General features: G+C 62.6%; 20 protein-coding genes and 1 tRNA gene. 16 read left to right on the forward strand and 5 right to left on the reverse strand.

All coding sequences use genetic code 11. The features are described 5' to 3' along the window. Window positions 1-61: 61 nt before the first annotated feature. Both HDE72_RS23110 and HDE72_RS23115 read left to right on the forward strand, forming a co-directional pair. Complete coding sequence (locus tag HDE72_RS23110; RefSeq protein ID WP_183746455.1) at window positions 62-526, forward strand: MarR family winged helix-turn-helix transcriptional regulator; 465 nt, start codon at window positions 62-64, stop codon at window positions 524-526. Window positions 527-619: 93 nt separating this feature from the next. Further along, window positions 620-695, forward strand: a tRNA-Asn gene (locus HDE72_RS23115). 188 nt (window positions 696-883) lie between these two features. Here HDE72_RS23115 and HDE72_RS23120 read toward each other — a convergent pair. Further along, complete coding sequence (locus HDE72_RS23120; protein WP_260176879.1) at window positions 884-1,267, reverse strand: hypothetical protein; 384 nt, start codon at window positions 1,265-1,267, stop codon at window positions 884-886. A gap of 331 nt (window positions 1,268-1,598) precedes the next feature. On the opposite strand from HDE72_RS23120, the gene HDE72_RS23125 reads away from it, so the two are divergent. Continuing rightward, window positions 1,599-2,396: an alpha/beta fold hydrolase gene (locus HDE72_RS23125; RefSeq protein ID WP_183746458.1), complete on the forward strand. Its 798-nt coding sequence runs from the start codon at window positions 1,599-1,601 to the stop codon at window positions 2,394-2,396. Here HDE72_RS23125 and HDE72_RS23130 read toward each other — a convergent pair. Beyond that, complete coding sequence (locus HDE72_RS23130) at window positions 2,393-3,082, reverse strand: hypothetical protein (protein ID WP_311735278.1); 690 nt, start codon at window positions 3,080-3,082, stop codon at window positions 2,393-2,395. The two genes, HDE72_RS23125 and HDE72_RS23130, sit on opposite strands and share 4 nt — an antisense overlap. A 146-nt stretch (window positions 3,083-3,228) precedes the next feature. On the opposite strand from HDE72_RS23130, the gene HDE72_RS23135 reads away from it, so the two are divergent. The 4 genes from HDE72_RS23135 (at window position 3,229) to HDE72_RS23150 (ending at window position 9,828) form a co-directional block, all read left to right on the forward strand. Continuing rightward, the gene (locus tag HDE72_RS23135) at window positions 3,229-4,068 is read left to right on the forward strand and encodes a M15 family metallopeptidase (protein ID WP_183746461.1); all 840 of its coding nucleotides are present in this window, start codon (window positions 3,229-3,231) and stop codon (window positions 4,066-4,068) included. A gap of 223 nt (window positions 4,069-4,291) precedes the next feature. Further along, window positions 4,292-8,065: a type VI secretion system membrane subunit TssM gene (gene tssM, locus HDE72_RS23140; RefSeq protein WP_183746479.1), complete on the forward strand. Its 3,774-nt coding sequence runs from the start codon at window positions 4,292-4,294 to the stop codon at window positions 8,063-8,065. Beyond that, window positions 8,062-9,042 (forward strand): type VI secretion system-associated protein TagF, encoded by a 981-nt coding sequence (gene tagF / locus HDE72_RS23145; RefSeq protein ID WP_183746482.1) that lies wholly within the window; start codon window positions 8,062-8,064, stop codon window positions 9,040-9,042. The genes tssM and tagF overlap by 4 nt, the downstream gene beginning before the upstream one ends. A 30-nt stretch (window positions 9,043-9,072) precedes the next feature. Then, window positions 9,073-9,828, forward strand: coding sequence for an OmpA family protein (locus HDE72_RS23150; protein WP_260176880.1), 756 nt, complete (start codon window positions 9,073-9,075; stop codon window positions 9,826-9,828). 15 nt (window positions 9,829-9,843) lie between these two features. Here the strand turns inward: HDE72_RS23150 and icmH are convergent, their stop codons facing one another. From icmH to tssJ, 3 genes are read right to left on the reverse strand one after another with little or no spacing between them, the layout of a single operon-like run. Next, entirely contained in the window at window positions 9,844-10,635 is a 792-nt protein-coding gene (icmH, locus tag HDE72_RS23155) for a type IVB secretion system protein IcmH/DotU (protein WP_183746489.1), read from the reverse strand. Beyond that, window positions 10,632-12,008, reverse strand: a complete 1,377-nt coding sequence (gene tssK, locus HDE72_RS23160; RefSeq protein ID WP_183746506.1) for a type VI secretion system baseplate subunit TssK — start codon at window positions 12,006-12,008, stop codon at window positions 10,632-10,634. Before tssK ends, icmH begins: the two co-directional genes overlap by 4 nt. A 44-nt stretch (window positions 12,009-12,052) precedes the next feature. Continuing rightward, the gene (tssJ, locus tag HDE72_RS23165; RefSeq protein WP_183746509.1) at window positions 12,053-12,643 is read right to left on the reverse strand and encodes a type VI secretion system lipoprotein TssJ; all 591 of its coding nucleotides are present in this window, start codon (window positions 12,641-12,643) and stop codon (window positions 12,053-12,055) included. Between the two features lie 269 nt (window positions 12,644-12,912). On the opposite strand from tssJ, the gene HDE72_RS23170 reads away from it, so the two are divergent. The 9 genes from HDE72_RS23170 (at window position 12,913) to HDE72_RS23210 (ending at window position 22,773) form a co-directional block, all read left to right on the forward strand. Beyond that, window positions 12,913-13,524 carry a tetratricopeptide repeat protein gene (locus HDE72_RS23170; RefSeq protein ID WP_260176881.1) on the forward strand — a complete coding sequence of 204 codons (612 nt, stop codon included), beginning with the start codon at window positions 12,913-12,915 and terminating at the stop codon, window positions 13,522-13,524. 64 nt (window positions 13,525-13,588) lie between these two features. Continuing rightward, window positions 13,589-14,098: a type VI secretion system contractile sheath small subunit gene (gene tssB / locus HDE72_RS23175; protein ID WP_183746522.1), complete on the forward strand. Its 510-nt coding sequence runs from the start codon at window positions 13,589-13,591 to the stop codon at window positions 14,096-14,098. Window position 14,099: 1 nt separating this feature from the next. Next, on the forward strand, window positions 14,100-15,596 hold the full coding sequence (gene tssC, locus HDE72_RS23180) for a type VI secretion system contractile sheath large subunit (protein ID WP_183746537.1): 1,497 nt from the start codon (window positions 14,100-14,102) through the stop codon (window positions 15,594-15,596). Window positions 15,597-15,632: 36 nt separating this feature from the next. Beyond that, window positions 15,633-16,124 carry an Hcp family type VI secretion system effector gene (locus HDE72_RS23185; RefSeq protein ID WP_034750126.1) on the forward strand — a complete coding sequence of 164 codons (492 nt, stop codon included), beginning with the start codon at window positions 15,633-15,635 and terminating at the stop codon, window positions 16,122-16,124. 78 nt (window positions 16,125-16,202) lie between these two features. Continuing rightward, window positions 16,203-16,688 carry a type VI secretion system baseplate subunit TssE gene (gene tssE / locus HDE72_RS23190; protein ID WP_183746675.1) on the forward strand — a complete coding sequence of 162 codons (486 nt, stop codon included), beginning with the start codon at window positions 16,203-16,205 and terminating at the stop codon, window positions 16,686-16,688. Continuing rightward, a complete protein-coding gene (tssH, locus tag HDE72_RS23195; protein ID WP_183746540.1) occupies window positions 16,685-19,318 on the forward strand; it encodes a type VI secretion system ATPase TssH in 2,634 nt (877 codons plus the stop codon). The genes tssE and tssH overlap by 4 nt, the downstream gene beginning before the upstream one ends. Before the next feature lie 21 nt (window positions 19,319-19,339). Continuing rightward, window positions 19,340-20,377, forward strand: coding sequence for a type VI secretion system protein TssA (gene tssA / locus HDE72_RS23200; protein WP_183746556.1), 1,038 nt, complete (start codon window positions 19,340-19,342; stop codon window positions 20,375-20,377). Window positions 20,378-20,416: 39 nt separating this feature from the next. Then, window positions 20,417-20,929: a lipocalin family protein gene (locus HDE72_RS23205; protein ID WP_183746559.1), complete on the forward strand. Its 513-nt coding sequence runs from the start codon at window positions 20,417-20,419 to the stop codon at window positions 20,927-20,929. Window positions 20,930-21,078: 149 nt separating this feature from the next. Then, window positions 21,079-22,773: a methyl-accepting chemotaxis protein gene (locus HDE72_RS23210; protein ID WP_183746563.1), complete on the forward strand. Its 1,695-nt coding sequence runs from the start codon at window positions 21,079-21,081 to the stop codon at window positions 22,771-22,773. Window positions 22,774-22,780 lie beyond the last annotated feature (7 nt).

Below are 22,780 nucleotides of genomic sequence, written 5' to 3' on the forward strand. Positions count from 1 at the left end.
GATGTGCTTCCGTATGGGTTAATATATAGGATATTATGCATATACATAGGCACCAATGCAAATGAAAAATTCACCGATACAACTCGCCTCGTGGGAAACCGAAGTCGTGGCGTCGAAGCTGATTTCCCAGGCGGCCAGGTCGCTGGCCCGGCTATCCGATACGCGCCTGAAGAGCCTGGGGTTGGCGATCGGCCAGTTGCCCGTCTTCGTGGCATTAAAGGATGGCGCGCAGCTATCGCAAAAAGAGCTGGCACGCATCGCCGGCGTGGAACAGCCATCGATGGCGCAATTGCTCGCCCGCATGGAGCGCGACGGCTTGATCCACCGCGAACCGGACCCGGCAGACGGAAGGAGCAGCCTGACTTCCTTATCAGAATCAGCCACCGCTCTGCTGGGCCCGGCGCGCGAGATCCTGTTCCAGGGCAATCGCGAAGCACTGGCCGGTTTCGAGCAAGGCGAAATCGATCAACTGGTCAGCCTGCTGAGGCGGGTGATTGCCAATGTGGCGCCAGGCGAGGGTGCCTGAGTGCGTGAGTCTCCCATCAGCGCCAGGTTTTTTGCCGCAATAGTGATTGCTTCTGGACAGCTTAATTATGGGCGTATATAATTCGGCCTCACTTCCCTGATAGCTCAGTTGGTAGAGCGACGGACTGTTAATCCGCAGGTCCCTGGTTCGAGTCCAGGTCGGGGAGCCAGAACATGTAGTAAGCAGCAAAAACAGCAAGGGCCGCGTGGCAACACGTGGCCCTTTTGTTTTTTGCGCACGGTTTTTTGGGTGCGCGCAGCCTGCAGTTCCCTTCGATACCCATACGGCTGATGCGCCAAGCCAGCGCAGCCTTCTCAGGCGTGCCGCCGCTGATTGCTATGCCGTTTGTTCCCCGTATCAGGGATCGACGAAGACGTCGAAGCGGACTTTGAGCGGGCTGCCCCAGGAGATTTCTACCCAGGCCAGGAAGCCGCCGTCATACGGTGCGATGTTGTACACGGCCATGCGGGCGGCGCCGATGAAGCGGTGCTGGGCATCCGTGCTGTATTCGCTGATGTTGACGAAGACGCGCGAGTTGGCCTTCACGTTGGCGTTGGCAAAATTCACCGGATGGATCACGCCGTTGGCAGTCCACGTGTAAAACGTGGTAAAGGACGCGGCGCTCAGGTTAGCGCCTGCGGCAGCACCTGCGCCTTTTGCGCTTTTGCTTTCCTGTTCCTCGGGTTGCTCGGTGACTTCCTGCTCTTGGTCGCTACCCTTGTTTTCTACTTTCATTTCCATGATGTACTCCTGATCGATAGTGTGGACGCCGCGCAGATCGTCCGCGACGGGACGCCCTATCGGAATGGCGACGGCTGGTGTCGCGTCCCGGCTGATAAGGAAGCCGCTTGCGCTATCTGCAAGGAGTCTCATTCTAGGCGCGTACTTCGCCGAATTGGGGCGGCTGCCTGGCGAAAAACGGTGTGCATTTGTGCTTGCGCAAACATGCTGCAAGCCGCGCGCGATGCAATTTCCGGCGGGCTATTTTTATCGTTGCGGCAGGCGCAAGCATCAGGAAAATGGCACAATAGGCAAGCTTTTCCTGTCGATCCAGCCCCCTTAGTCTGAGCCTATGCCGATACTGAACCTGAGCGCCGAAGACGATATCCATTACGAGTTGATCGAGGGCGATCCGGCCAAGCCCTGCCTGGTGTTCCTGCACGAGGGCCTCGGTTGCTGCGCCATGTGGAAAGATTTTCCCACCCAGCTGTGCCTGGCCACGGGTTGCCGCGGCTTGCTGTATGACAGGCTCGGTTACGGCTTGTCGTCGCCGTTGAGGGCGCGCCGCCAGCTGCATTACCTGCACGATTACGCGCTGCGTGAATTGCCGCAAGTGCTGGAGTGGCTGATACCGGGGCAAGACCATTTTGTGATCGGCCATTCCGATGGCGGCAGCATCGCGCTGATTTATGCTGCGCAGCAAGCGCCACGTTTGCGCGGCATCATCACCGAGGCGGCCCATGTCTTCGTGGAAGGCATGACACTCGATGGCATCCGCAAGGCCGAGCTGGCGTTTGGTGCAGGCAAGCTGGACGCGCTGGTCCAATACCATGGCGACAAGACACAAGCCATCTTCAAGGCATGGTGCGATACGTGGCTCAGCTATGGCTTCCGCTTCTGGAATATCGAATACCTGCTGCCTTCGATCGAATGTCCGGCGCTGGTGGTGCAGGGCAGTGAAGACCAGTATGGCAGTGCGGAGCAAGTCGAGACCATCGTGGGCCTGGCCTTGAACGCCGTGCCAGCGATGGTGGAGCAATGCGGCCACACGCCCCACCAGGAACAGCCGCAAGCCTTGCTGGCGCTGATGGCCGGCTTTTTGCTGGGCCGCATGGATGCGGCGCCGCATTTGTCGCCATCGCCATCTTAATGACAGGCGGGATCGCTATCCCAGCGTCCGGAGCAGATGCGCGAGCGGCACAGCATGCCTTCTATCAGGCCCAGCTGCTTGCAGCGCTGCAGCAGGCTGACAGTTTCCTCTTCTTCCTTGCGCACGACCACGTCGCGCAGCGGCTCCGCGCGTCCACCATCTTGCCGGTGCGCATGGGCCACCATGGCCGTCAGCAGGGCGACGTCGCCATCGCTGTTGCCTGCTGGCAGCGGCTTTGATGGGATCGCCCGTGCGGCCGCCTTGCGCTCCGGAACCGTCGCCTTGCGTTCGGCTGCCTTCACGGCAGGCACGGCGACAGCTGGGGCCGGTACTGGTGGCGCCAGATTGACGATGGTGGCCGTGGCGGGGGCAACTGGAGGCGTTGCCGGGGCAGGTGTGGGGACGCGCACGGCGGTAGGTATGGGCGCAGGGGCGGCTGGCTCGTTCTCTTCCCCGCTGCGGGTGGACAGCAAGATCAGCAAGGTCAGCGCCACCAGCACTACGCACAGTGCGGCGCCCGCCGGACGCCACCACGCCGGGCGCTGGCCTGACGGGGCGGCCATTGCGGGCGGCGCCACGCCATGCTCGAGCTGCGACAGGATGCGCTGGCCTTCGGCCGCCATCGATGATTTGCCCAGCAGATCGGGACCCGATGGACGGCTGCCCCTGGATTTTGATGAAGACACAATACTACCTCCGGATTGAATCGAAGCTTGATGTAAACCGCGCCCGACTGCCGCGTCCGCGCCTACGATTGCGTGATACCAGACAGCAACGCTGCTGACTTCCTCTGATGCACCGCCATCGCGCCCATCCCCACACGGAGCGTCCCATGTTCATCGCCCTGGTCCTGATGTACTTCTTGCTGGCCTGTTTTGCTTGCTGGATATTCGTGTTTCCGGCGGGCCGCGCCTTGCTGCTGCAAGCGATGGTCAACCTGGGCTGGCGTTTGCAGCGGCGCGCGCAACGTCTGCAGCATGGCGGCGGCGCGCAATGGCAGCGTTTGCAGCGCGACACGGGTAGCAGCCTGGTCCAGGGCTGGCGCTTGCTGCTGCGGCACCGCTGGCTGTCGCTGGCGGGCGCCTTGCTGATCGTGACGCCACCGCTGCTGGCCTGGCTGTCCAGCGACCGCATCGCCTTGCGCGGCTATAGCGACCAGCAGCACGCCATCAACGAGCAGGTCAGCGACTTGCTGCGCGGCGAACAGCTGGTGCCGCCACCGACCTTGCCGCCGCTGTTTTTTACGACGACGGAAGTGACCCAGCTGCGTCCCATGCTCGACGGCGCCAGCCGCAACTGGCAATTGCTCGACCATGATTACGCGCAGCGTTTGCTGCTGGTGTTCAAGATCATGAAAGAAATGCATGGCTACGACATGGTCTTGCTGGAAGGCTATCGCAGTCCTGCGCGGCAAAACTTGCTGGCCGCAGCCGGACCGCAGGTGACGAATGCCAAGGCTTTTCAAAGCTATCACCAGTACGGCTTGGCGGCCGATTGCGCTTTCATGCACGAAGGAAAACTCATCATTTCTGAAAAAAATGCCTGGGCCATGCGCGGTTATCACTTGTATGGCGTGACGGCTGAATCAGTGGGCCTGCGCTGGGGCGGGCGCTGGACCATGATGGATTTCGGCCATACGGAACTGCGCCAGCCCGGCGTGCTGGGCAAGTAATGAATCCTGCGCTGCGCCAGCCATTCTAGCCTGCGCCGTGGCGGTGTTTTCTGCTGGCGGCCGCATGCTTGCGCAGCGTCAATCACGGCGCCCACCGCGTTTTTGATGGTTTCCCGATGCTTGTTGCAAGTCAAGAAACACGTGCTTTATTGCTGTCAGCATGGGCCGGGTCCGTTATTGCAATGCGACTACCTCGCTATCCCGACCTTTACCTGGGACTACCATGCTGCGACGAATCTGGAATTTCCTCACTGATAGCCGCCATCTGACCATTATTGCTTTCGTGGCGCTGGCCCTGTCCCTCTACCTGGGCGCCGAGCTGCTGGAAGTAGCCCTGATCTGGGCATTGGCCTTGCTGCTGCTGGCGCTGCTGGCATGGCTGGGTTTCTGGCTGCTGCGCCGTCGCCGTGCGCGGCGCGATGCGCAGGCGCTGGGCCAGGCCATTTTGAACCAGGCTGAAATCGCCGCCGCCAACGCTGCCCAGGCACAACATGCCCAGCACGCGCAGCATGGTGAACTCGACACCTTGCGCGCCGGCATGCTTGAAGCGATCGACACCATCAAGAGTTCCAAGCTGGGCTTGAAGTCGGGCGCGGCAGCCCTGTACGAATTGCCGTGGTATATGATCATCGGCAACCCGGCAGCCGGCAAGAGCAGCGCGATTTTGCATTCGGGCCTGCAATTTCCCTTCGCCGACGGCAAGATCGTGCAAGGCGTGGGCGGCACCCGCAACTGTGACTGGTTTTTTACCACCGATGGCATCGTGCTCGACACGGCGGGCCGCTATTCGGTGGTCGACGAACACCGTGGCGAGTGGTTCGGCTTTCTCGACCTGCTGAAAAAATACCGGCGCAAGGCGCCCATCAACGGCATCATCGTCGCCGTCAGCATTGCCGAACTGAGCGGCGATCCCGAGGCCGGCATGCAACTGGCGCGCAGCTTGCGCAAGCGGGTGCAGGATGTGATCGAGCGCCTGGAAGTATTCGCGCCCCTGTATATCGTCTTCACCAAGGCCGACCTGATCGCCGGCTTCACGGAATTTTTCGCCGATGCCGAGCGCAGCGAACGCGAGCGCGCCTGGGGCGCCACCATGCCCTATCAGCGCAAGTTGCCGACGCAGCAGCTGCTGACGTTTTTCGACCAGAGTTTCGACGAGCTGCACGATGGCTTGACGGAACTGAGCCTGGCAAATATGGCGCATCGGCAACGCACGACCATGGCGCCCGGCGTGTTTACTTTTCCACTCGAATTTGCCGCCATCAAGAATTCCTTGCGCATTTTCATCGCCACCCTGTTCGAAGAAAATCCGTTTCAGTTCCAGCCCGTGTTCCGCGGCTTTTATCTGACCAGCGCCTTGCAGGAAGGCGAGCCCGTCAGCGCCTCGTCGCAGCAGGTGGCGCGCCGTTTCGACCTGGCTTTCGCGCCCGTCCCCACGCCAGCCGGCCAGCGCCAGCACGGTTACTTTTTGCTCGACCTGTTTCGCAAGGTGATTTTTGCCGACAAGCATTTGGTGGCCAACTATGCCAGCCGGGCCAAGCAACGCTTCAAGTATGCCGTGTTTTTTGCCGCCACCGTGGCCCTGGGCGGCAGCCTGGGCGCCTGGAGCTGGTCTTACCTGGGCAACCGGCAACTGGTGGCCAATGTCGAGGCCGACCTGAACAAGGTGGTGCGGCTGCAAGACCAGCGCCTGGACCTGCAATCGCGGCTCGAAGCGCTGGAAATCTTGCAGGACCGCATAGAGCAGCTGGAGGCTTACCGCACGCAGCGTCCCTGGTCCTTGCGCATGGGCTTGTATCAGGGCGATTTGCTCGAACGCAAGCTGCGCGAAGAATATTTCAATGGCGCCCGGCATGTGATGCTCGAACCGGTGGTGGCGGGACTGGAAGGCTTGCTGGCGGAAATGAATGGCAGCGCCGACCAGTTGCAGCCGGCTTCGCGCACGCCCGAGGCAGCGCGCCCGGCGACAGGCGCTACATATCAGGCGGCGTCGCCGACCAACGTGGAAGATGGCTACAACGCGCTGAAAACCTATCTGATGCTGGCCGATAAAACGCATGCCGAAAGCAGCCATCTGAACGACCAGATGACGCGTTTCTGGCGTGGCTGGCTGGAAGGCAACCGGGGCGCCATGCCGCGCGAGCAGATGATACGCAGCGCCGAGCGGCTGATGACGTTTTACCTGGCGCAGGTGAACGACCCGTCGTGGCCGCGCATCACGCAAAAGCTGGCGCTGGTCGACCAGGCGCGTGAAAACCTGCGCCGCGTGGTGCGCGGCATGCCGGCCCGCGAGCGCGTGTACGCCGACATCAAGGCGCGCGCCTCGACCCGGTTTCCCGGCGTGACGGTGGCGCGCATCGTCGGCGAACAGGACCAGGCGCTGCTGGCCGGCAGTCATGCGATTTCCGGCGCCTTCACGCGCCAGGCCTGGGAGAAATTTGTCGAGGGCGCCTTCCGCGACGCCGCCAACCGCGAACTGCAAAGCGCCGACTGGGTCTTGAAAAGCGCGTCGACCGACGACCTGACCCTGGAAGGCAGTCCGGAACAGATCGAGAAAAACCTGGTGGCGCTGTACAAGGCCGACTATGCGCGCGAATGGCAAAAATTCGTGCAGGGCGTGGCCATCGCCGACCTGAAAGGTTTTGACGGCGCGGTGCAGGCGATGAACCGGCTGGGCGACCCGCAATCGTCGCCGATCGCCAAGCTGCTGACGACGATATACCAGGAAACCTCGTGGGACAATCCGGCCCTGCAGAATGCGGAACTGCGCAAGGCCGAGCGGGGCATCATCGCCTGGTTCAAGGAAACCGTGCTGCGCCGCGCGCCATCGCAGCTGACCTCGAATCCCGGCCTGAACGCGCAGATCGATCCGGCGCGCCTGGATAAACCGATGGGACCAGTGGGCCGCGAATTTGCCGGCGTGGGCAAGCTGGTGGCCGCGCAAGGGCAGGACGCTTCCTTGATGCGTTCTTACCTGGAAGCGTTGTCGAAACTGCGCAGCCGCTTGAACCAGCTGAAAAACCAGGGCGATGCGGGGCCGGGCGCCAAGCAGTTCATGCAGCAGACGCTGGAAGGCGCCGGCTCGGAGCTGGCCGACGCCTTGAAACTGGTCGACGAGCAGATGTTGACGGGCATGAGCGACGCACAAAAACTGGCCATCCGTCCCATCCTGGTACGCCCGCTGACGCAGACCTTTGCCGTCATCGTGGCGCCGGCCGAACTGGAAGTGAACAAGACCTGGACGGCGCAGGTGTATGAACCGTTCCAGCGTTCGCTGGCAAATAAATATCCGTTTGCGCCCACGGCGCGCATCGAGGCCAGCAATCTGGAAATTGGCCAGTTCTTCGGTCCGGAAGGCCTGGTGGCGAAATTCGTCACCACCTCGATGGGTCCGCTGGTGGTGCGGCGCGGCGACATGCTGGCGCCGCGCACCTGGGCCGACATGGGCATCAATCTGTCGCCGCAGATGGTGGCGCGTTTTCCCGGCTGGATAGCGCCGCTGGGCGCGGGCGGCGTGGCGGCCACTTCCAGCGCGGCGCAAACCGTGTTCCAGATACTGCCGTCGCCGGCGCCCGGCACGCTGGAATACACGGTGGAAGTCGACGGCCAGCAGCTACGCTACCGCAACACGCCGGCGCAGTGGACGAATATGGTACACCCGAGTGCGCAGGGCGCTGCCGGTGCCAGAATTACTGCCGTGACCTTCGACGGCCGCACGGTGGAACTGTTCAACGAAGCGGGCCAGTTCGGCCTGAAGCGCATGATCGACGCGGCCGCCAAGAAGCGCAAGGACGGCGGCGTGTTTGAATTACGCTGGTCGCGCGGCGAGGTCGTCGTGGCGCTGGACCTGAAGATCACCAGCAGCGCCGAAACCACGGGGGCGGGCGCCGACACGGTGGTGCAGGAACAGGGCTTTCGCGGCATGAAGCTGCCGGAAACCATCGTCGGCGGCGCCCCTGCGCCGGCCATCGCAGTCGCTGCAGCAGGGGAGGCAAAATGACGCGGCCACCACAGCAGGTGCGTCTCGGCTACTTCGGCAAGATCCCCGCGCGCGGTGATTTCATCAAGGCGGCCGACAACCACGCGCTGGTGCAATTGCTCGACGACTGGCTGGCGCAAGTGATGAATGCGCTGACGGCCGCGCCACGCTGGAAACTCAATTACGACGCCTTGCCGCCGCTGCGTTTTGCCTTTGTCGGCACGCGCAGCCGGCGCGCCATCGCCGGCCGCATCGAAGCGAGCAGCGACCAGTCGCAGCGCCGCTTTCCCTTCATGGCCATGAGCGCGCTGGAAATCGATGACGCCGACAGCTTCGTGGTGTGCAGCCCGCTGGTGCTATCGCCTTTGTGGAGCAGTTGCGAGCGTCTGTCGGCGGGCATCCTGGCCAGCACCGAGCCGGCGCCGGCATTGCTGGCGCTGGCCGGCAATGTGGTGGAAATCGATCCCGGCGCCGCCTGCCACGCGGCGCAACTGGCCGGCTTTTTGCAAACGCATACGCTGCGCGAGCTGCAAGCGATGCTGGCCTCGCCGGCCTTTCCCGTGACGGTGCGCGAATTGCTGCTGGGGCTGGGACTGCTGCTGCGCCCGGTGCGCCGCAGCGGCCGTCCACGCCTGGAAAAAAGCCTGGTGCTGCCGCTGCCGCGTGATGAACAGCAGCGCGAGCTGGTCGCCAGTTTCTGGCTGCATCTGATCACGCCCTTTTTGCGCCAGGGCGAATTCGAGCTGGCGCTGTTTTTTGCCCATGTCGATGAAGCGCCGGTGCTGGTGATCGGCTTTTGCGGCGCCGATCCGCATACCCTGCGCGCGCTGATCGACCCGCAGGCGGCCAGTGAACGCCTGATCGTGTTCGACCAGCTGGACTGGGTCGATGGCCAGCTGGAGCAGGATGCGGCCCTGCGCCGTTTGTCATCCTGTCTGCAGCAGGAGCAGCTGTCGCTGCGCTCGGCCTGCGCCATGTTTACCGACGCTTTTGCCTGAAGGATGATGATGAAATCCCTGATTCTTCCCATGCTCCTGTCTTTACCCTGGACACTGGCCTGCGCGCAAGCGCCGGCGCCCGTGACACCCTTGCCGGGTCAAATCCTGGTGACGGGCACCCTGGCCGATGAAGCGTCCAAGGCGGCCGTGCTGGCGCGCCTGCGCGAGCTGTATGGGGCTGAGCGGGTGGTCGACCAGATCGCCATCGGCAACGTGGCCGTGCCGGCCAACTGGAACGCCTATGTGCAAAAGCTGATCACGCCCAACCTGAAGCTGATTTCACGCGGGCAGATCAGCATCGCCGGCAGTAACGTCAGCGTGCGCGGCGAGGTGGCCAACGAGGCCCAGCGCCAGCAGATCGCCAGCGACATCGCCACCAGCCTCAATCCCACCTACGTCGTCAACAACGGCTTGCGCGTCAGCGCCTCGGAGCAGGGGCTGCTGGACACAGCCCTGGACAAGCGCATCGTGGAATTTGACAGCGGCCAGGCCAGCATCACGCCGGCCGGGCTGGCCATCCTTGACGAGATGGCGGCCGTGATGCAAAAGCTCAAGGAGCGCAAGGTGGAGGTGATCGGGCACACGGACAATACCGGCCTGCGCACCAGCAACCTGGCCCTGAGCCAGGCACGCGCCGAAGCCGTGCGCACCTATCTGGCGACGAAGGGCATCAAGCCGGAGATGCTGATCGCGTCCGGCCAGGGCCCGGACCGTCCGGTGGCGGCCAATACCACCGCCGATGGCCGGGCGCGCAACCGGCGCATCGAGTTCAGGATTGCCCAATAAAGAGGGGGCTCAGATTCAAGGTAAAGTGATCGTCAGGTGCGCCGGGCTGGGCGCCAGCTTTACCAGGTCGGCGTACGCGGCCAGGGTGGTTTGCGTGCTGCCCGTCAAATGGGTTTTCAGGCCCAGGTAGGCGCAGATGGCCAGCAGCGCGAAGACACTGGTGAGCGCCCACAGCGGCACGTCGCTGCGGCGTTTGTTGACCACCTGGTCGGGACGGTCGGCGCGTGGCGCGAAGCCACGGCTCTTGCCCTTGATGTGGGCGATTTCATCGCCCAGGCGACCCGTCAGATAGCTGAGTTTTTCACTGCCCTCGCTGGCATATTTGCCCTGGAAGCCCAATAGCAAGCACATATGAAAAACCTGCAGCGCCTGCACCCGCATGGCGCCCTTGCCGCGCAGGGCGTCGAGGCGGTCGAAGAAATGTTCGCCGGCCAGCTGGTCGCCAAAGATCAGCAGCTGCAGCGGACGCCGTTCCCACTGTTTGCGGATGGTGAATGGCGAGGCCAGGATGATTTCATCGACGGCCGCGCAAAACGCATATTTGGCAGCCTCGATATCGTCGCCATCGGCGCGGATCTTTTTTGCCTCGCGGCTGAAGTCCTCGAGGAAGGCGGTGATCCTGTCCATGAAACCCTGTTCATCGCCGGGCGCCGAACCATGCTTGAGCATGAACAGCATGTAAAAACCTTCATGCATCAGGTCCAGCAGGGCGCTGCCGGTTTGACGCGTGGCGCCTGCATTGGCAGGGGCGCCGCCGCGCCCGCCCAGCAGCGATGGCGCGGCGCGCCGTTCGATGAGCTGGCTCATGCTGTCACCGCGATCAGTTCAAGTTGTAAATCGCGTATGCCGGCTGGCACATACACCGAAATCGATTGCGCCTTGAGCATCTGCTCGTACAGCAGACCCCGGTTTTCAATCGCAAAATAATAGGTATCGGGCCGCACGGGGATGGCGGCCGGCACTTGCGGCGCGTGCGACAGCTTCACGCCGGGCATGGCCGACAGCACGCATTTGTCCACGTCATCTGGCGCGCCCACTTTTACGCGCAGCGGCACGATTTCCACCAGCTCGATGGCCGGCATGGCGGCGCGGATGGCCAGGTACAAGGTGGTGTGCTGGTCGATCTTGCCCGAATCGAGTTTGCCCAGGTGATAAGACGGTTTGTCTTCCAGCAGGGCGATGGAAAAATACTTGGACGAGATCACCGTGTCGACCAGTTCGCGGATGATGCCGTCGATGGCGGCAAAGCAGGGACCAGGTTGTGCATGGTCGTAGGCGGGCAGGCTGGCCAGCGTGTAGTGCTTGGAGTAGCTGAGCAGGCCACCGGCCAATGCCAGCAGCGCTTCGTACAGGCGCTCAGGGTGCAGCGCAGGGTGGCGCGCGTAGTGCATCAAGCCGGCGGCGGCCGTGCTGATCGTATGCAGCAGCCAGAATGAGGACACATCGCCCGAGCGGAATTCGATCACGTTGCGGCTCGGTTCGCGGTGGTGTCCATGCAGGGCGTCGACCTTGGCTTGCAGCGCGTCGAGCAGGCGTTCGAGCAAACCATGCAGGCGCGGCGCACCGGCGATCGCCAGGATGGGCGGCATGAAGGACGGCACGGCTTCGAAGCCACCCGACACCGTGCGCCGCAGCGTGATCAGCGGCAAACAATCGTAGGAGCCGCGCGACTCGCTATCGGGTATCAGACGCAGGTTTTTCTTCAGATAGGCCACGTCGGCCACGGCCGATTCGGTAAACAAGTCGGGCGTGGCGCGCAGGGTATGGACAAAGCGGGTGTGGGCTGGCGCGTCGCCCGCTTGCGGCGAATTTTGCGGCGAATAATTAGCGCCTTCGCGGTTCACGGCTGGCAGCGCCGCGTAATACGTCACTTCCTGCATCGCTGGCGGCAGTGCCGACAGGTCCACCGCTGGCGGCAGGGCGTCGCCGCCTGGCGCACCGTCACCGGCTGCATCGAACACTTCACCGTCGCGGAAAATCGCCGACAGCGCGTGCAGGCGCAAGGTATTGGTTTTCAGCGCTTCCGTATCCCATTCCATGTGCGCCACGCCCCACAGATAAGGGTGCAGGGCGCTGGCCGTATGGTGCAGCCGCGCTTCGTGATACTGATCCTGGCGCTGGAAATGCTGGGGCCGCAAAAACAGGCCCTCGCCCCACAGGACTTTCGCTGCCATGCTCATACTATTCTCCCTGGATGACTGCTTGATCTGGACTACTATTACTGTCACTCGCAGCGCACTGCCGACAAGGCTGCGCCACCGTCCGTGCTGATGGCGCAGGCATGCAGGCCCACCGTGATGCCGCTGCGTTCCGCTTCGGCCGCGCCGAAGGTGGCGCGCCAGCGCTGCGGGGCCGGTGCGCGGAACAGCGCCACGACGCCGATGAAATACGCTTCCTTGCTGACTTTTTCCTGGACTTCGTAGCGCTGACCGGGTACCAGCAGCACTTCCTTGACTTCCATCAGGTCGGCGCCCAGCACCTGTTTTTCTTTTTCTGCATCGAGAAAACTGTCGTACGGCGCTTGTTCGAAAGTGCTCTTCTGGCGCAGTTTGTAAATGCGCGCCACCAGCGCCAGCGGCCGGCCTTGCGGGTCTGTGTTCAGGCGCTGGCCCGCATGCAGGCGGATGCTGACCGTGCGCGGCGGTTTTTGCGCGTCCGGCAGTTCCGGTGGCGGCGGTGGTTTGCTGATGCCCGCCATCTGGAGTGCTGTGCTGGCCAGGCTGCCGATGGCGCCGCCCGCGCAGCCGGCCAGCAGCAAGGGAATCAGTAAAATCGCGCTGCAAGTGCGCCAAGGGGAAGGGTGGGAAACAGGCATGGCGGCTTGGCCTTTGCAGAAAGAAAGTCGTGCTGCCATTTAAACGCATGCCGCTGCAAGCTACTTGCGCTGAGACAAAAGCCGCCTGCGATCCTTGCTATTACTGCGCCAGATCAGGTTTGTCATACTTAGACTAGGCTGTTGAGTGGAACTTCTTCTTTGCTGATCATCCTCAACTTGGCAAAAATCAGCGCAGTTAATAATGGCCCTCACCACGACGCGGCCCATCTTTCCTAGCGGTAGCGTCCTCCACGTGAAGGAATGGACAGATGAAGCCAGTCGCCCGCTTGCCCCGTAGCATGACCTCGATGTTGCCCCGCCTTGCCTGTCTGGCCGGCGCCCTGGTGCTGACCGCCTGTACCACGCCGGCCGCGCAGGCGCCCAAGCCGGCTCCCGTGCCCACCCTGGCGCAAATGCTGAGCGAAGCCGATGCGGCGGTCCGGGCCGGCCAGTACGACAAGGCGCAAGCCCTGCTCAAAGGTAGCGGCACGGCGTATCCGTCGGATAAGGCGCCGTGGCTGCAGATGGCGCAAATGAAGTTTGACCGCGCCCACTACGGCGACGCGATCGTCGATGCGCTGGAAGCCCTGGAGCGTGATCCCGAGGACAAGGTCGCCAACAGCATCGTCGCCGTCAGTGGCTTGCGCTTGTCTGGCAAGGCCCTGGCTGACCTGTCGCGGCAAAACAATTTGAATGGTTCCTTGCGTTCGGAAGCGCAGGAACTGGCCAAGCTGCTGCGCGCCAGCATCGGCGAAGACGTGCTGCTGCCATCGGCCAAGCGTCCGGCAGCGCCAGCGGTAAAACGCCCTGCAGCGGCCGCGCCAGCGGCAAAAGGCGCGCCCACACAGGGTGCGGCCGATCCGTTCAGCGGCCTGAAATAGGCGGCCGCTTGCGTGTCTGGCGCCCGTGCTGCGCCCTCTCTATCTACTTTGCGAAGGAAACGATATGCCCAAGTCTGAAAGTGTGCAGAAGCGCCTGCAAAAGATCCGTGCGCCGCGCGTGCAAATGACGTATGACGTCGAAATCGGCGACGCGATTGAAAACAAGGAATTGCCCTTTGTGGTGGGTGTGCTGGGCGACTTTGGCGGTAATCCGGATAGCGAGAAGAAGCGCCTGAAAGACCGCAAGTTCGTCGCCATCGATCAGGATAATTTCGATGAAGTGCTCGCTGGCGTCGAGCCGGTGGCCCGCTTCGCCGTGCAGAACCGCTTTAGCGCGGCAGGCGGCAATTTTCCGGTGGAGCTGCACTTTCGCACGATGGCCGATTTCCGCCCCGAATCGGTGGTGCAGCAGGTCGAGCCCTTACGCAAGTTGTTAGACGCGCGCACCAAGCTGGCCGACCTGCGCAACAAGCTGGCCGGTAACGACAAACTGGAAGACTTGCTGACGGAGGTGCTCAACAACACCGACAGCCTGGCGACCTTGCAGCCTTTGCTGCCTGTGCAGGAGGATTGAGATGAACGCCCAGGCAGAAGTGAATGCAGCCGCGCCAGCCGCCGCTGTCGTCTCCACCACCACCGATTTGCTGGACCAGATCGTCGAGCAAAGCCGGGTCGCCAAGTCCGGTACCGAACATGCGCGCGCCCGTGACCTGATCTCGGAACTGGTGGCGCAGGTGCTCGATGGCACGGTGCTGATGTCGAACAGCCTGTCGGCCACCCTGGACGCGCGCGTGGCGGAAATCGACCGCCTGATTTCAGCGCAGCTCAGTGAAGTGATGCATGCGGCGCCGTTCCAGCAGCTGGAGCAGAGCTGGACGGGCTTGCACTACCTGGTGCGCAATTCCGACACCGGTACGCGCCTGCAGATCCGCATGTTCAACGCCACCAAGCGCGAACTGGTGAAGGATTTTCAGGCTGCGCTGGAATTTGACCAGAGCTGCATGTTCAAGAAGATCTATGAAGAGGAATTCGGCACCTTCGGCGGCGCCCCGTTTGCCGCGCTGCTGGGCGACTTTGCCATCTCGCGCCAGCCCGAAGACATGTATTTCGTCGATCAGATGTCGCATATTGCCGCCGCCGCCCACGCGCCGTTCATCGCCTCGGCCGCACCCGAACTGTTTGGCCTGGAAAGCTACGGCGACCTGGGCAAGCCGCGCGACCTGGCGAAAGTCTTCGACACCGTCGAATACGTCAAATGGAAAGCCTTCCGCGAATCGGAAGACTCGCGCTACGTGGGCCTGACCTTGCCCCGTTTCCTGGGCCGGTTACCATTCAACCCGGCCGACGGCACCACCGTGGAAGGCTTCAATTTTGTCGAGGAAGTCGATGGCAGCGACCATCACAAATACCTGTGGTGTAACGCCGCCTATGCCTTCGGCAGCAAGCTGACGCGCGCGTTTGCCGACTATGGCTGGTGCGCCGCCATCCGTGGCGTGGAAGGCGGCGGCCTGGTGGACGACCTGCCCACGCATACCTTCAAGACGGACGATGGCGACGTGGCCCTGAAGTGCCCGGCCGAAGTGGCGATTACCGACCGGCGCGAAAAAGAATTGTCCGACCTGGGCTTCATTTCGCTGGTGCACTGCAAGAACACGGCGTACGCCGCCTTCTTCGGCGCGCAGTCGGCGCAAAAAAGCCGCAAGTACAACAGCGAGGCGGCCAACGCCAACGCCGTGCTGTCGTCGCAGCTGCAATACATCTTTGCCGTCTCGCGCATCGCCCATTACATGAAGGCCATGATGCGCGACAAGATCGGCAGTTTTGCTGCCGCGTCGAACGTGGAAGATTTTCTGAACCGCTGGCTGATGACTTATGTGCTGCTCGACGATAACGCCAGCCAGGAACAGAAGGCCCAGTTCCCGCTGCGCGAAGCCTCGGTGCAGGTACATGAAGTGCCGGGCCGGCCCGGCGTGTACCGCGCTGTGTCATTCCTGCGGCCGCATTTCCAGCTCGATGAATTATCCGTTTCGCTCCGACTGGTCGCGGAGTTGCCGAAGTCGACCAATTCCTGATCCCCCGGGATCATCTTTCAACCAGAGGAGCACAACATGGCAATCGATGTATATCTGCAGATAGACGGTATCAAGGGCGAATCGACCGATGACAAGCACAAGGACTGGATCGAGTGCAAATCGGTCAGCTGGAGCGTGGAGCAGCCGAAGTCGGCCACGGCGTCGACGGGTGGCGGCCACACGGCCGAACGCTGCGAGCACAAGGATATCGTGATCTCGAAGCTGGCCGACCTGGCCTCGCCGGTGCTGCTGCAGACCTGCTCGGCCGGCAAGACCATCCCCAAGGCACGCTTCGAATTCATGCGCGCCGATGGCCAGGGCGAGCGCGTCAAGTACTTTGAAATCGAGATCGAGAATGTGCTGATCGGCGCCGTCACGCCCAACGTGGAAGAAGGCGACATCCTGGGCGAGCACGTGGGCTTCAAGTTCTCGAAAGTGAAATGGAAATACACGCAGCAAAAAGTGACGGGCGGCGCCGGTGGCAATACCTCGGGCGGCTGGGACCTGGCCGCCAACCGCGTGGCTTGATGTTGCGGCGCGGCGCGTGTCGGGTGTTGCCTGCGCGCGCCGCGTCTTCTTTTGAGGAGTGTGCACATGCAGGCTCAGTTGCCTACCTATATTCCCGGATTGTTTGACCGCCTGATGGGTGAGGGCGCAGCCGTAGCAGCGGCGCCAGGCGGCGTGGTGCTGCGTTTGTCGCTGGAGCAGCTGAAAGACGCGGTGGCGCGCGACCTCGAAGAATTGCTCAACACCCGCGTGGCGCTGCCTGCTGGCGCGCTCGACGACTATCCCGAATGCGCCGCCTCCATCGTCAATTATGGCTTGATCGATTTTGCCGGCATGTGTTTGTCCAGCAGCGATGACCGGGCCCGCATCTGCGCTTGCCTGAAGGCGGCCATCGAGCGCCATGAGCCGCGCCTGCGCAATGTGCGCGCCCGTCTGGAACGCGAAGCGGGCTCGATCAACCGGGTCAGCTTTGTCATCAGCGGCACCCTGGCCGTTTTTCCCGCCTGCGAGGCCGTCAATTTCGACGCCGTGCTGCAGCCATCCTCGCTGCGCTATTCGATCAACCGCAAGGGAGTTTCTGCATGAGCGCCAATCTCAAGACCCTGATCGCCAAATTGAATGACACTCTGCGCACGGCCGCCACGCGCGCCGCGTCCATCTGCGTGGGGCTGGGCCAGTATGAAGTCGATATCGAACACCTGTTTCTGGCCTTGCTGGAGCAGGAACGCAGCGACTTCGTCGTCATTGCGCGCCGCAGCGAAATCAGCCTGTCGGCGCTGGAAGCAGACTTGCGCCGCGAAATCGGCGGCTTCAAGACAGGCAGTGCGCGCACGCCCGTGTTCTCGCCCCATCTGCCGCTGCTGTTCGAACACGCCTGGCTGATTGCCTCGCTGGGCACGGCGCAGCCGGCCGCCATCCGCAGCCGCCATGTGCTGCTGGCCTTGCTGACGGAGCCGGAATTGTCGCAGCTGGCCTATCGCAGTTCCAAACTGTTTGCGCGCTTCAGCGTGGAACAGCTGAAGCATTATCCGGACAAGCTGACGGCAGGATCAGATGAGGATACGCCGTCGGTAGCAGAAGCTTCCATAACGCCGGTCGATGGTCTCACGGCGCTGGCCGCAAAAACGCCGGCGCTGGACCAGTTCACCACCGACCTGACGCAGCTGGCGCGCGAGGGCAAGCTCGATCCCGTGATCGGCCGCGAAAATGAAATCCGCCAGGCGGTCGATATTTTGCTGCGCCGGCGCCAGAATAATCCCATCCTCACGGGCGAGGCTGGCGTGGGCAAGACGGCCGTGGTGGAAGGCCTGGCCTTGCGCATCGCTGCCGGCGACGTGCCCGAAGTGCTGCAGGGCGCGCACATCCACACGCTCGACATGGGGCTGCTGCAGGCCGGCGCCAGCGTCAAGGGCGAGTTTGAAAGCCGGCTGAAAAACGTTATCGATGAAGTGGCGAAAAGCCCGCATGCCATCATCCTCTTCATCGACGAGGCGCACACCATGATAGGCGCGGGCGGCCAGGCGGGGCAGAACGATGCGGCCAACCTGCTGAAACCTGCGCTGGCGCGCGGTGCGCTGCGCACCATCGCCGCCACCACCTGGAGTGAATATAAAAAGTATTTTGAAAAAGATGCGGCCCTGGCGCGCCGCTTCCAGGTCGTCAAGGTGGAAGAGCCGAGTGAAGAAATCGCCTGCGCCATGCTGCGCGCGATGGCGCCGCTGATGGAGCGCCATTTCAATCTGCGCGTGCGCGATGAAGCCATCACCGATGCGGTGCGTTTGTCGCACCGCTACATCAGCGGACGCCAGCTGCCCGACAAGGCCATCAGTGTGCTCGATACGGCCTGCGCCAAGGTGGCGCTGGGCCAGAGCGCCACGCCGGCCCAGCTGGAAAACGCCAGCCGCCAGCTTGAAAGGGTGGCTACGGAAATCGCCGCGCTGGAACGCGAGCAGCTTGACGGTGACAGCCGTGGCGCTGCTGCGCGCCTGCTCGTGCTGCGCGGCGAGCGTGAACAGGGACAGGCCACGGTGGCGGCGCTGGCGCAGCGCTGGGAGCGTGAAAAAACACTGGTCGAACAGATTGCCGCATTGCGCAGCGGGCTGCAAGGTGAACGGCCGGGTGAAGATGGCGCGGCCCGTTTGCTGGCGCTGAAAGAAGAACTGGCGGCCTTGCAGGGCGAGTCGCCGCTGGCGCCGCTGGAAGTCGATGGACAAGTCGTGGCGGGTATCGTCGCCGGCTGGACCGGTATCCCGCTGGGCAAGATGGTCAAGGATGACATCCGCACCGTGCTGACCCTGGGCGCCGCGCTGCGCGAGCGCATCCTGGGGCAGGATCATGTGATGGAGGCGATCGCGCAGCGCGTGCGTACGGCGCGCGCCAACCTCGATGATCCGAACAAGCCGCAAGCCGTGTTCCTGTTCACGGGGCCGTCGGGCACGGGCAAGACGGAGACGGCGCTGGCCCTGGCCGACTTGCTGTATGGCGGCGAGCGCAAGCTGATCACCATCAATATGAGCGAGTACCAGGAAGCGCACAGCGTGGCCGGCCTGAAAGGCTCGCCACCCGGTTATATCGGTTATGGCGAGGGCGGCGTGCTGACCGAAGCCGTGCGCCGCCAGCCGTATAGCGTGGTGCTGCTGGACGAGGCCGAGAAAGCCCATCCCGATGTGCTGGAACTGTTCTTCCAGGTATTCGACAAGGGCGTGCTCGATGACGCCGAAGGACGTGAAATCGACTTCCGCAACACCGTCATCATCGCCACCTCGAATTTGGGTTCTGCGGCGATGATGGCTGCCTGTCTGAACCAGCCGGCCGAGAACTTGCCCACGCCGCAGGCACTGGGAGAGCTGGTGCGCCCGCAGCTGGTCAAGCATTTCAAGCCTGCCTTTTTGGGCCGATTGAAAGTGCTGCCTTTCTATCCCCTCAACGATGCGGTGCTGGTCCGTATCATCACCCTGAAACTGGCGCGCATCGGCCGGCGCATCGCGCACAACCACCAGGCGCAGTTCAGCCATGACGAGGCCCTGGTCGAAGCGGTGCTGGCGCGCTGCACCGAAGTCGATTCGGGCGCCCGCAATGTGGACCAGATCCTCAACGGCAGCGTGCTGCCCGAGATCGCCGAAGCGGTACTGGTACGCATGGCTGGCGGCGAGCCGATCACCAGCATCCGCGTGGGCGCCAATAAATCAGGCCAGTTCAAATACACGATCAAATAAAGACATTCTTCGGAGAGCGCCATGTTCAATCTCGATCAGTTGCTGTTGCCCGTCAGCGCCGTGCATCCCTGTGGCGAGGATATCAGTTTCAGCCAGGAGCTTGATGTTGTCGCCCGCGCGCGCCAGCATGATGACCCCAGCCTGGACCAGGGTGAATGGGTGGTGGCGCTGAAGGAAGCCGACTGGCCCTTCGTGGCCACGCGCTGCGAACAGTTGATTGCCTCGCACAGCAAGGATTTGCGGGTGGCCGTCTGGCTGGCCGAAGCGCATGCGCGTACCCGCCACTTTCGCGGCCTCGGCGACGGCTATGCCTTGCTGGCGGGGCTGTGCGAACAGTACTGGGACGGCCTGTTTCCGCTGGCCGAGGAAGGCGACCAGGAACAGCGCATCGGCAATCTGTTCTGGCTGTTGACGCGCACGCCGCAGCTGGTGCGCGAGATTCCCTTGACCGATGGTGCCGAAGGCCAGTTTTCGCTGCAGGATTTCGATGCCGCCCGCCAGCGCGCAGCGGCCAGCCAGGCGCAGGCCGCGTCGGAAGGCTGGGGCGAGACGCGCCGCGACGAGGGCGTGACCCTGGCGCAGATGGAGACGGCGCGCCAGCGCAATACGCGCGCCTATACCGATGGCTTGCTGGCGGATGCGCGCTATTGCATGCAGTCGCTGCTGGCGCTGGAACGCTGCGTCGATGCCCGCGTGGGCGCCGATGGCCCGAGTTTTCGCGCCGCCCGCGAAGCGCTGGAAAACGCCATCCATTTTATTTCTCCCTTGCTGCCGGGGACCGAGCTGCCCGGCGCCTTGTCTGGCACCTTGCCTGGCGCCGCGCCGGCGACCGGCAATGGCAGCGCCCTGCTGCAGCGGCATCAGGCGCTGGCCCAGTTGCGCCAGGTGGCCGATTTCTTCCGCCGCACCGAGCCGCACAGCCCCGTCGCCTACCTGGCCGACAAGGCTGCCAGCTGGGGCGAGATGCCGCTGCATCTGTGGCTGCGCGCCGTCGTCAAGGACCAGGGCACGCTGGCGCAGCTCGACGAAATGCTGGGCACGGCCAGCGGGCATGACTGATCCTCTATAATTGCCAGTCAAACAATCCTGGAGCTTACCGTGAAAAAGCTGCTGTTCCTGAGTCTGGTTTTACTGGGCGGCTGTGTGGGCCGGCCCGACAATATCCATCCTGTCAGTCATTTCGACACCACCAAGTATCTGGGCAAATGGTATGAAATCGCACGCCTCGACCATTCCTTCGAACGCGGGCTCAGCCATGTGACGGCCGACTACAGCGTGCGCCAGGACGGCGGCCTGAAGGTGCTCAACCGTGGTTACAACGATGGCAGCAACACCTGGAAAGAGGCAGAAGGCAAGGCGTATTTTGTCGACAAGAAAGATGTCGGTTACTTGAAAGTGTCGTTTTTCGGCCCCTTTTATGGCTCCTACATCGTCTTTAACCTGGACCAGCAGGACTACAGCTATTCCATGATCAGCGGCCCCGACAAGTCCTATTTCTGGCTGCTGTCGCGCACGCCCACCATGGATGCTGCCCTGCAGCAGCGTCTGATCGCCAAGGCGCAAAGCCTGGGTTTCGATACCTCGAAGTTGATTTATGTGAAGCAAGACTAAGCTGGGCGCGTTGCCCGGCAGCTTATCCGCGCTGTTGCTTTTCTGCATGTCCTTTCTTGCAATGCCTATCTGATGCGCTCACAATCGACGACAGGGCAGCTTTTGCCTTGTAGCGGTTTTGTTTCTTTCTTTCAGATAGGGATCACGCAATGAAAAACCTCAAGATTGGCGTGCGCCTGGGCGGCGGTTTTGCCGCCGTATTGTTGCTATTGACTACCCTCACCGTGGTGGGCATCGTGCAGATGCAGGGCGCCAGCAGGGAAACGGATGAGCTGATCACCGTCAAGGTGCGCAACGAGCGCCTGATCAGCGAGTGGACCAAGGTGATCGAAGTCAATGCGGCGCGCACCGTGGCCGCCTGGAAAGTCAGCGATCCCGAAGATCAAAAACAATTCGAAAAAGAAATGACGGCCTCATCCGCCAGGGCGACGGAAATCCAGGAAGATATCGGAAAAAGCCAGCTGAACGCGGAAGAAAAAGCCTTGTATCAGGAAGTCCTGGCTGCGCGCAAGACCTACACCGAAGTGCGCAAGAATGTCTTCAAGGCCAAGAGCGCGGGCGACTTGGCGCTGGGCAAGCAATTGTTTGATGGCGACATGGCGCTCAAACGCGATGTCTATCTGGGCGCCTTGAGCAAGCTGGCCGCGCTGGAAACGCGCTTGCTGGACGTGACTGCCGAGCAGATCCGTGCCCGCTACGAAAGCGGCCGCTTGCTGCTGGTCTCGCTGGGCGTGGCGGCCATCTTGCTGGGCATCGCTTGCGCTTACTGGATCACGCGCTCGATTACGCGCCCCATCACGCGGGCCGTGCAAGTGGCCGAGGCGGTGGCGACGGGCGACCTGACCAGCCAGATCGAGGTGCAAAGCCGCGATGAAACGGGGCAATTGATGCACGCGCTGAAGAACATGAACGACAAGCTGGTCAGCATCGTCGGCCAGGTACGCGTGGGCACCGATTCCATCAGCACGGCGTCCAGTGAAATCGCTGCCGGCAATATGGACTTGTCGTCGCGCACGGAAGAGCAGGCCAGTTCCCTGGAAGAAACAGCCTCATCCATGGAAGAGCTCACCTCCACCGTGATACGCAATGCCGAGAATGCCCGCAGCGCCAACCAGTTGGCCATCGATGCGGCCAGCATTGCCAGCCGTGGCGGCGCCGTGGTGTCGGACGTGGTCAGCACCATGGGTTCCATCAATGCTTCCTCGCGCAAGATCGTCGACATCATCAGCGTGATCGACGCGATTGCCTTCCAGACCAATATCCTCGCGCTGAACGCCGCCGTCGAAGCGGCGCGCGCGGGCGAGCAGGGGCGTGGCTTCGCCGTGGTGGCGACGGAAGTGCGCAACCTGGCGCAACGGTCAAGCCAGGCCGCCAAGGAAATCAAGGACTTGATCAACGATTCCGTGCAAAAAGTCGAAGCCGGTTCGCAACTGGTGGACAAGGCAGGCCACACCATGGACGAGATCGTACAAAGCATCAACCACGTGACGCAGATCATGAACGACATCACGGACGCCAGCGACGAGCAGCGGGCCGGCATCGAACAAGTCAACCAGGCCATAGTCCAGATGGACCAGGTGACGCAGCAAAATGCGGCCTTGGTCGAGCAGGCGGCTGCGGCGGCCGAAGCGATGCAGGAACAATCGGCGCGCCTGGCCGAGGTGGTGGGCGTGTTCAAGCTTGATGCCGCGCAGGCGCAGCTACGCCACAGCACGCGGCCAGCTGTGCCTATGCGGCCTTCTGTGTCCGCTCCACAGGCAACGGTGACGCAGCTCGACGTGGCGGGTGTCCGCAAGGCAAAAGCCCCAGTCGCTTCCGGCAATGACGAGTGGGAAGAGTTTTAATCAGCCA

The organism is Janthinobacterium saanense (assembly GCF_014200675.1).
GTDB lineage: Bacteria > Pseudomonadota > Gammaproteobacteria > Burkholderiales > Burkholderiaceae_D > Janthinobacterium.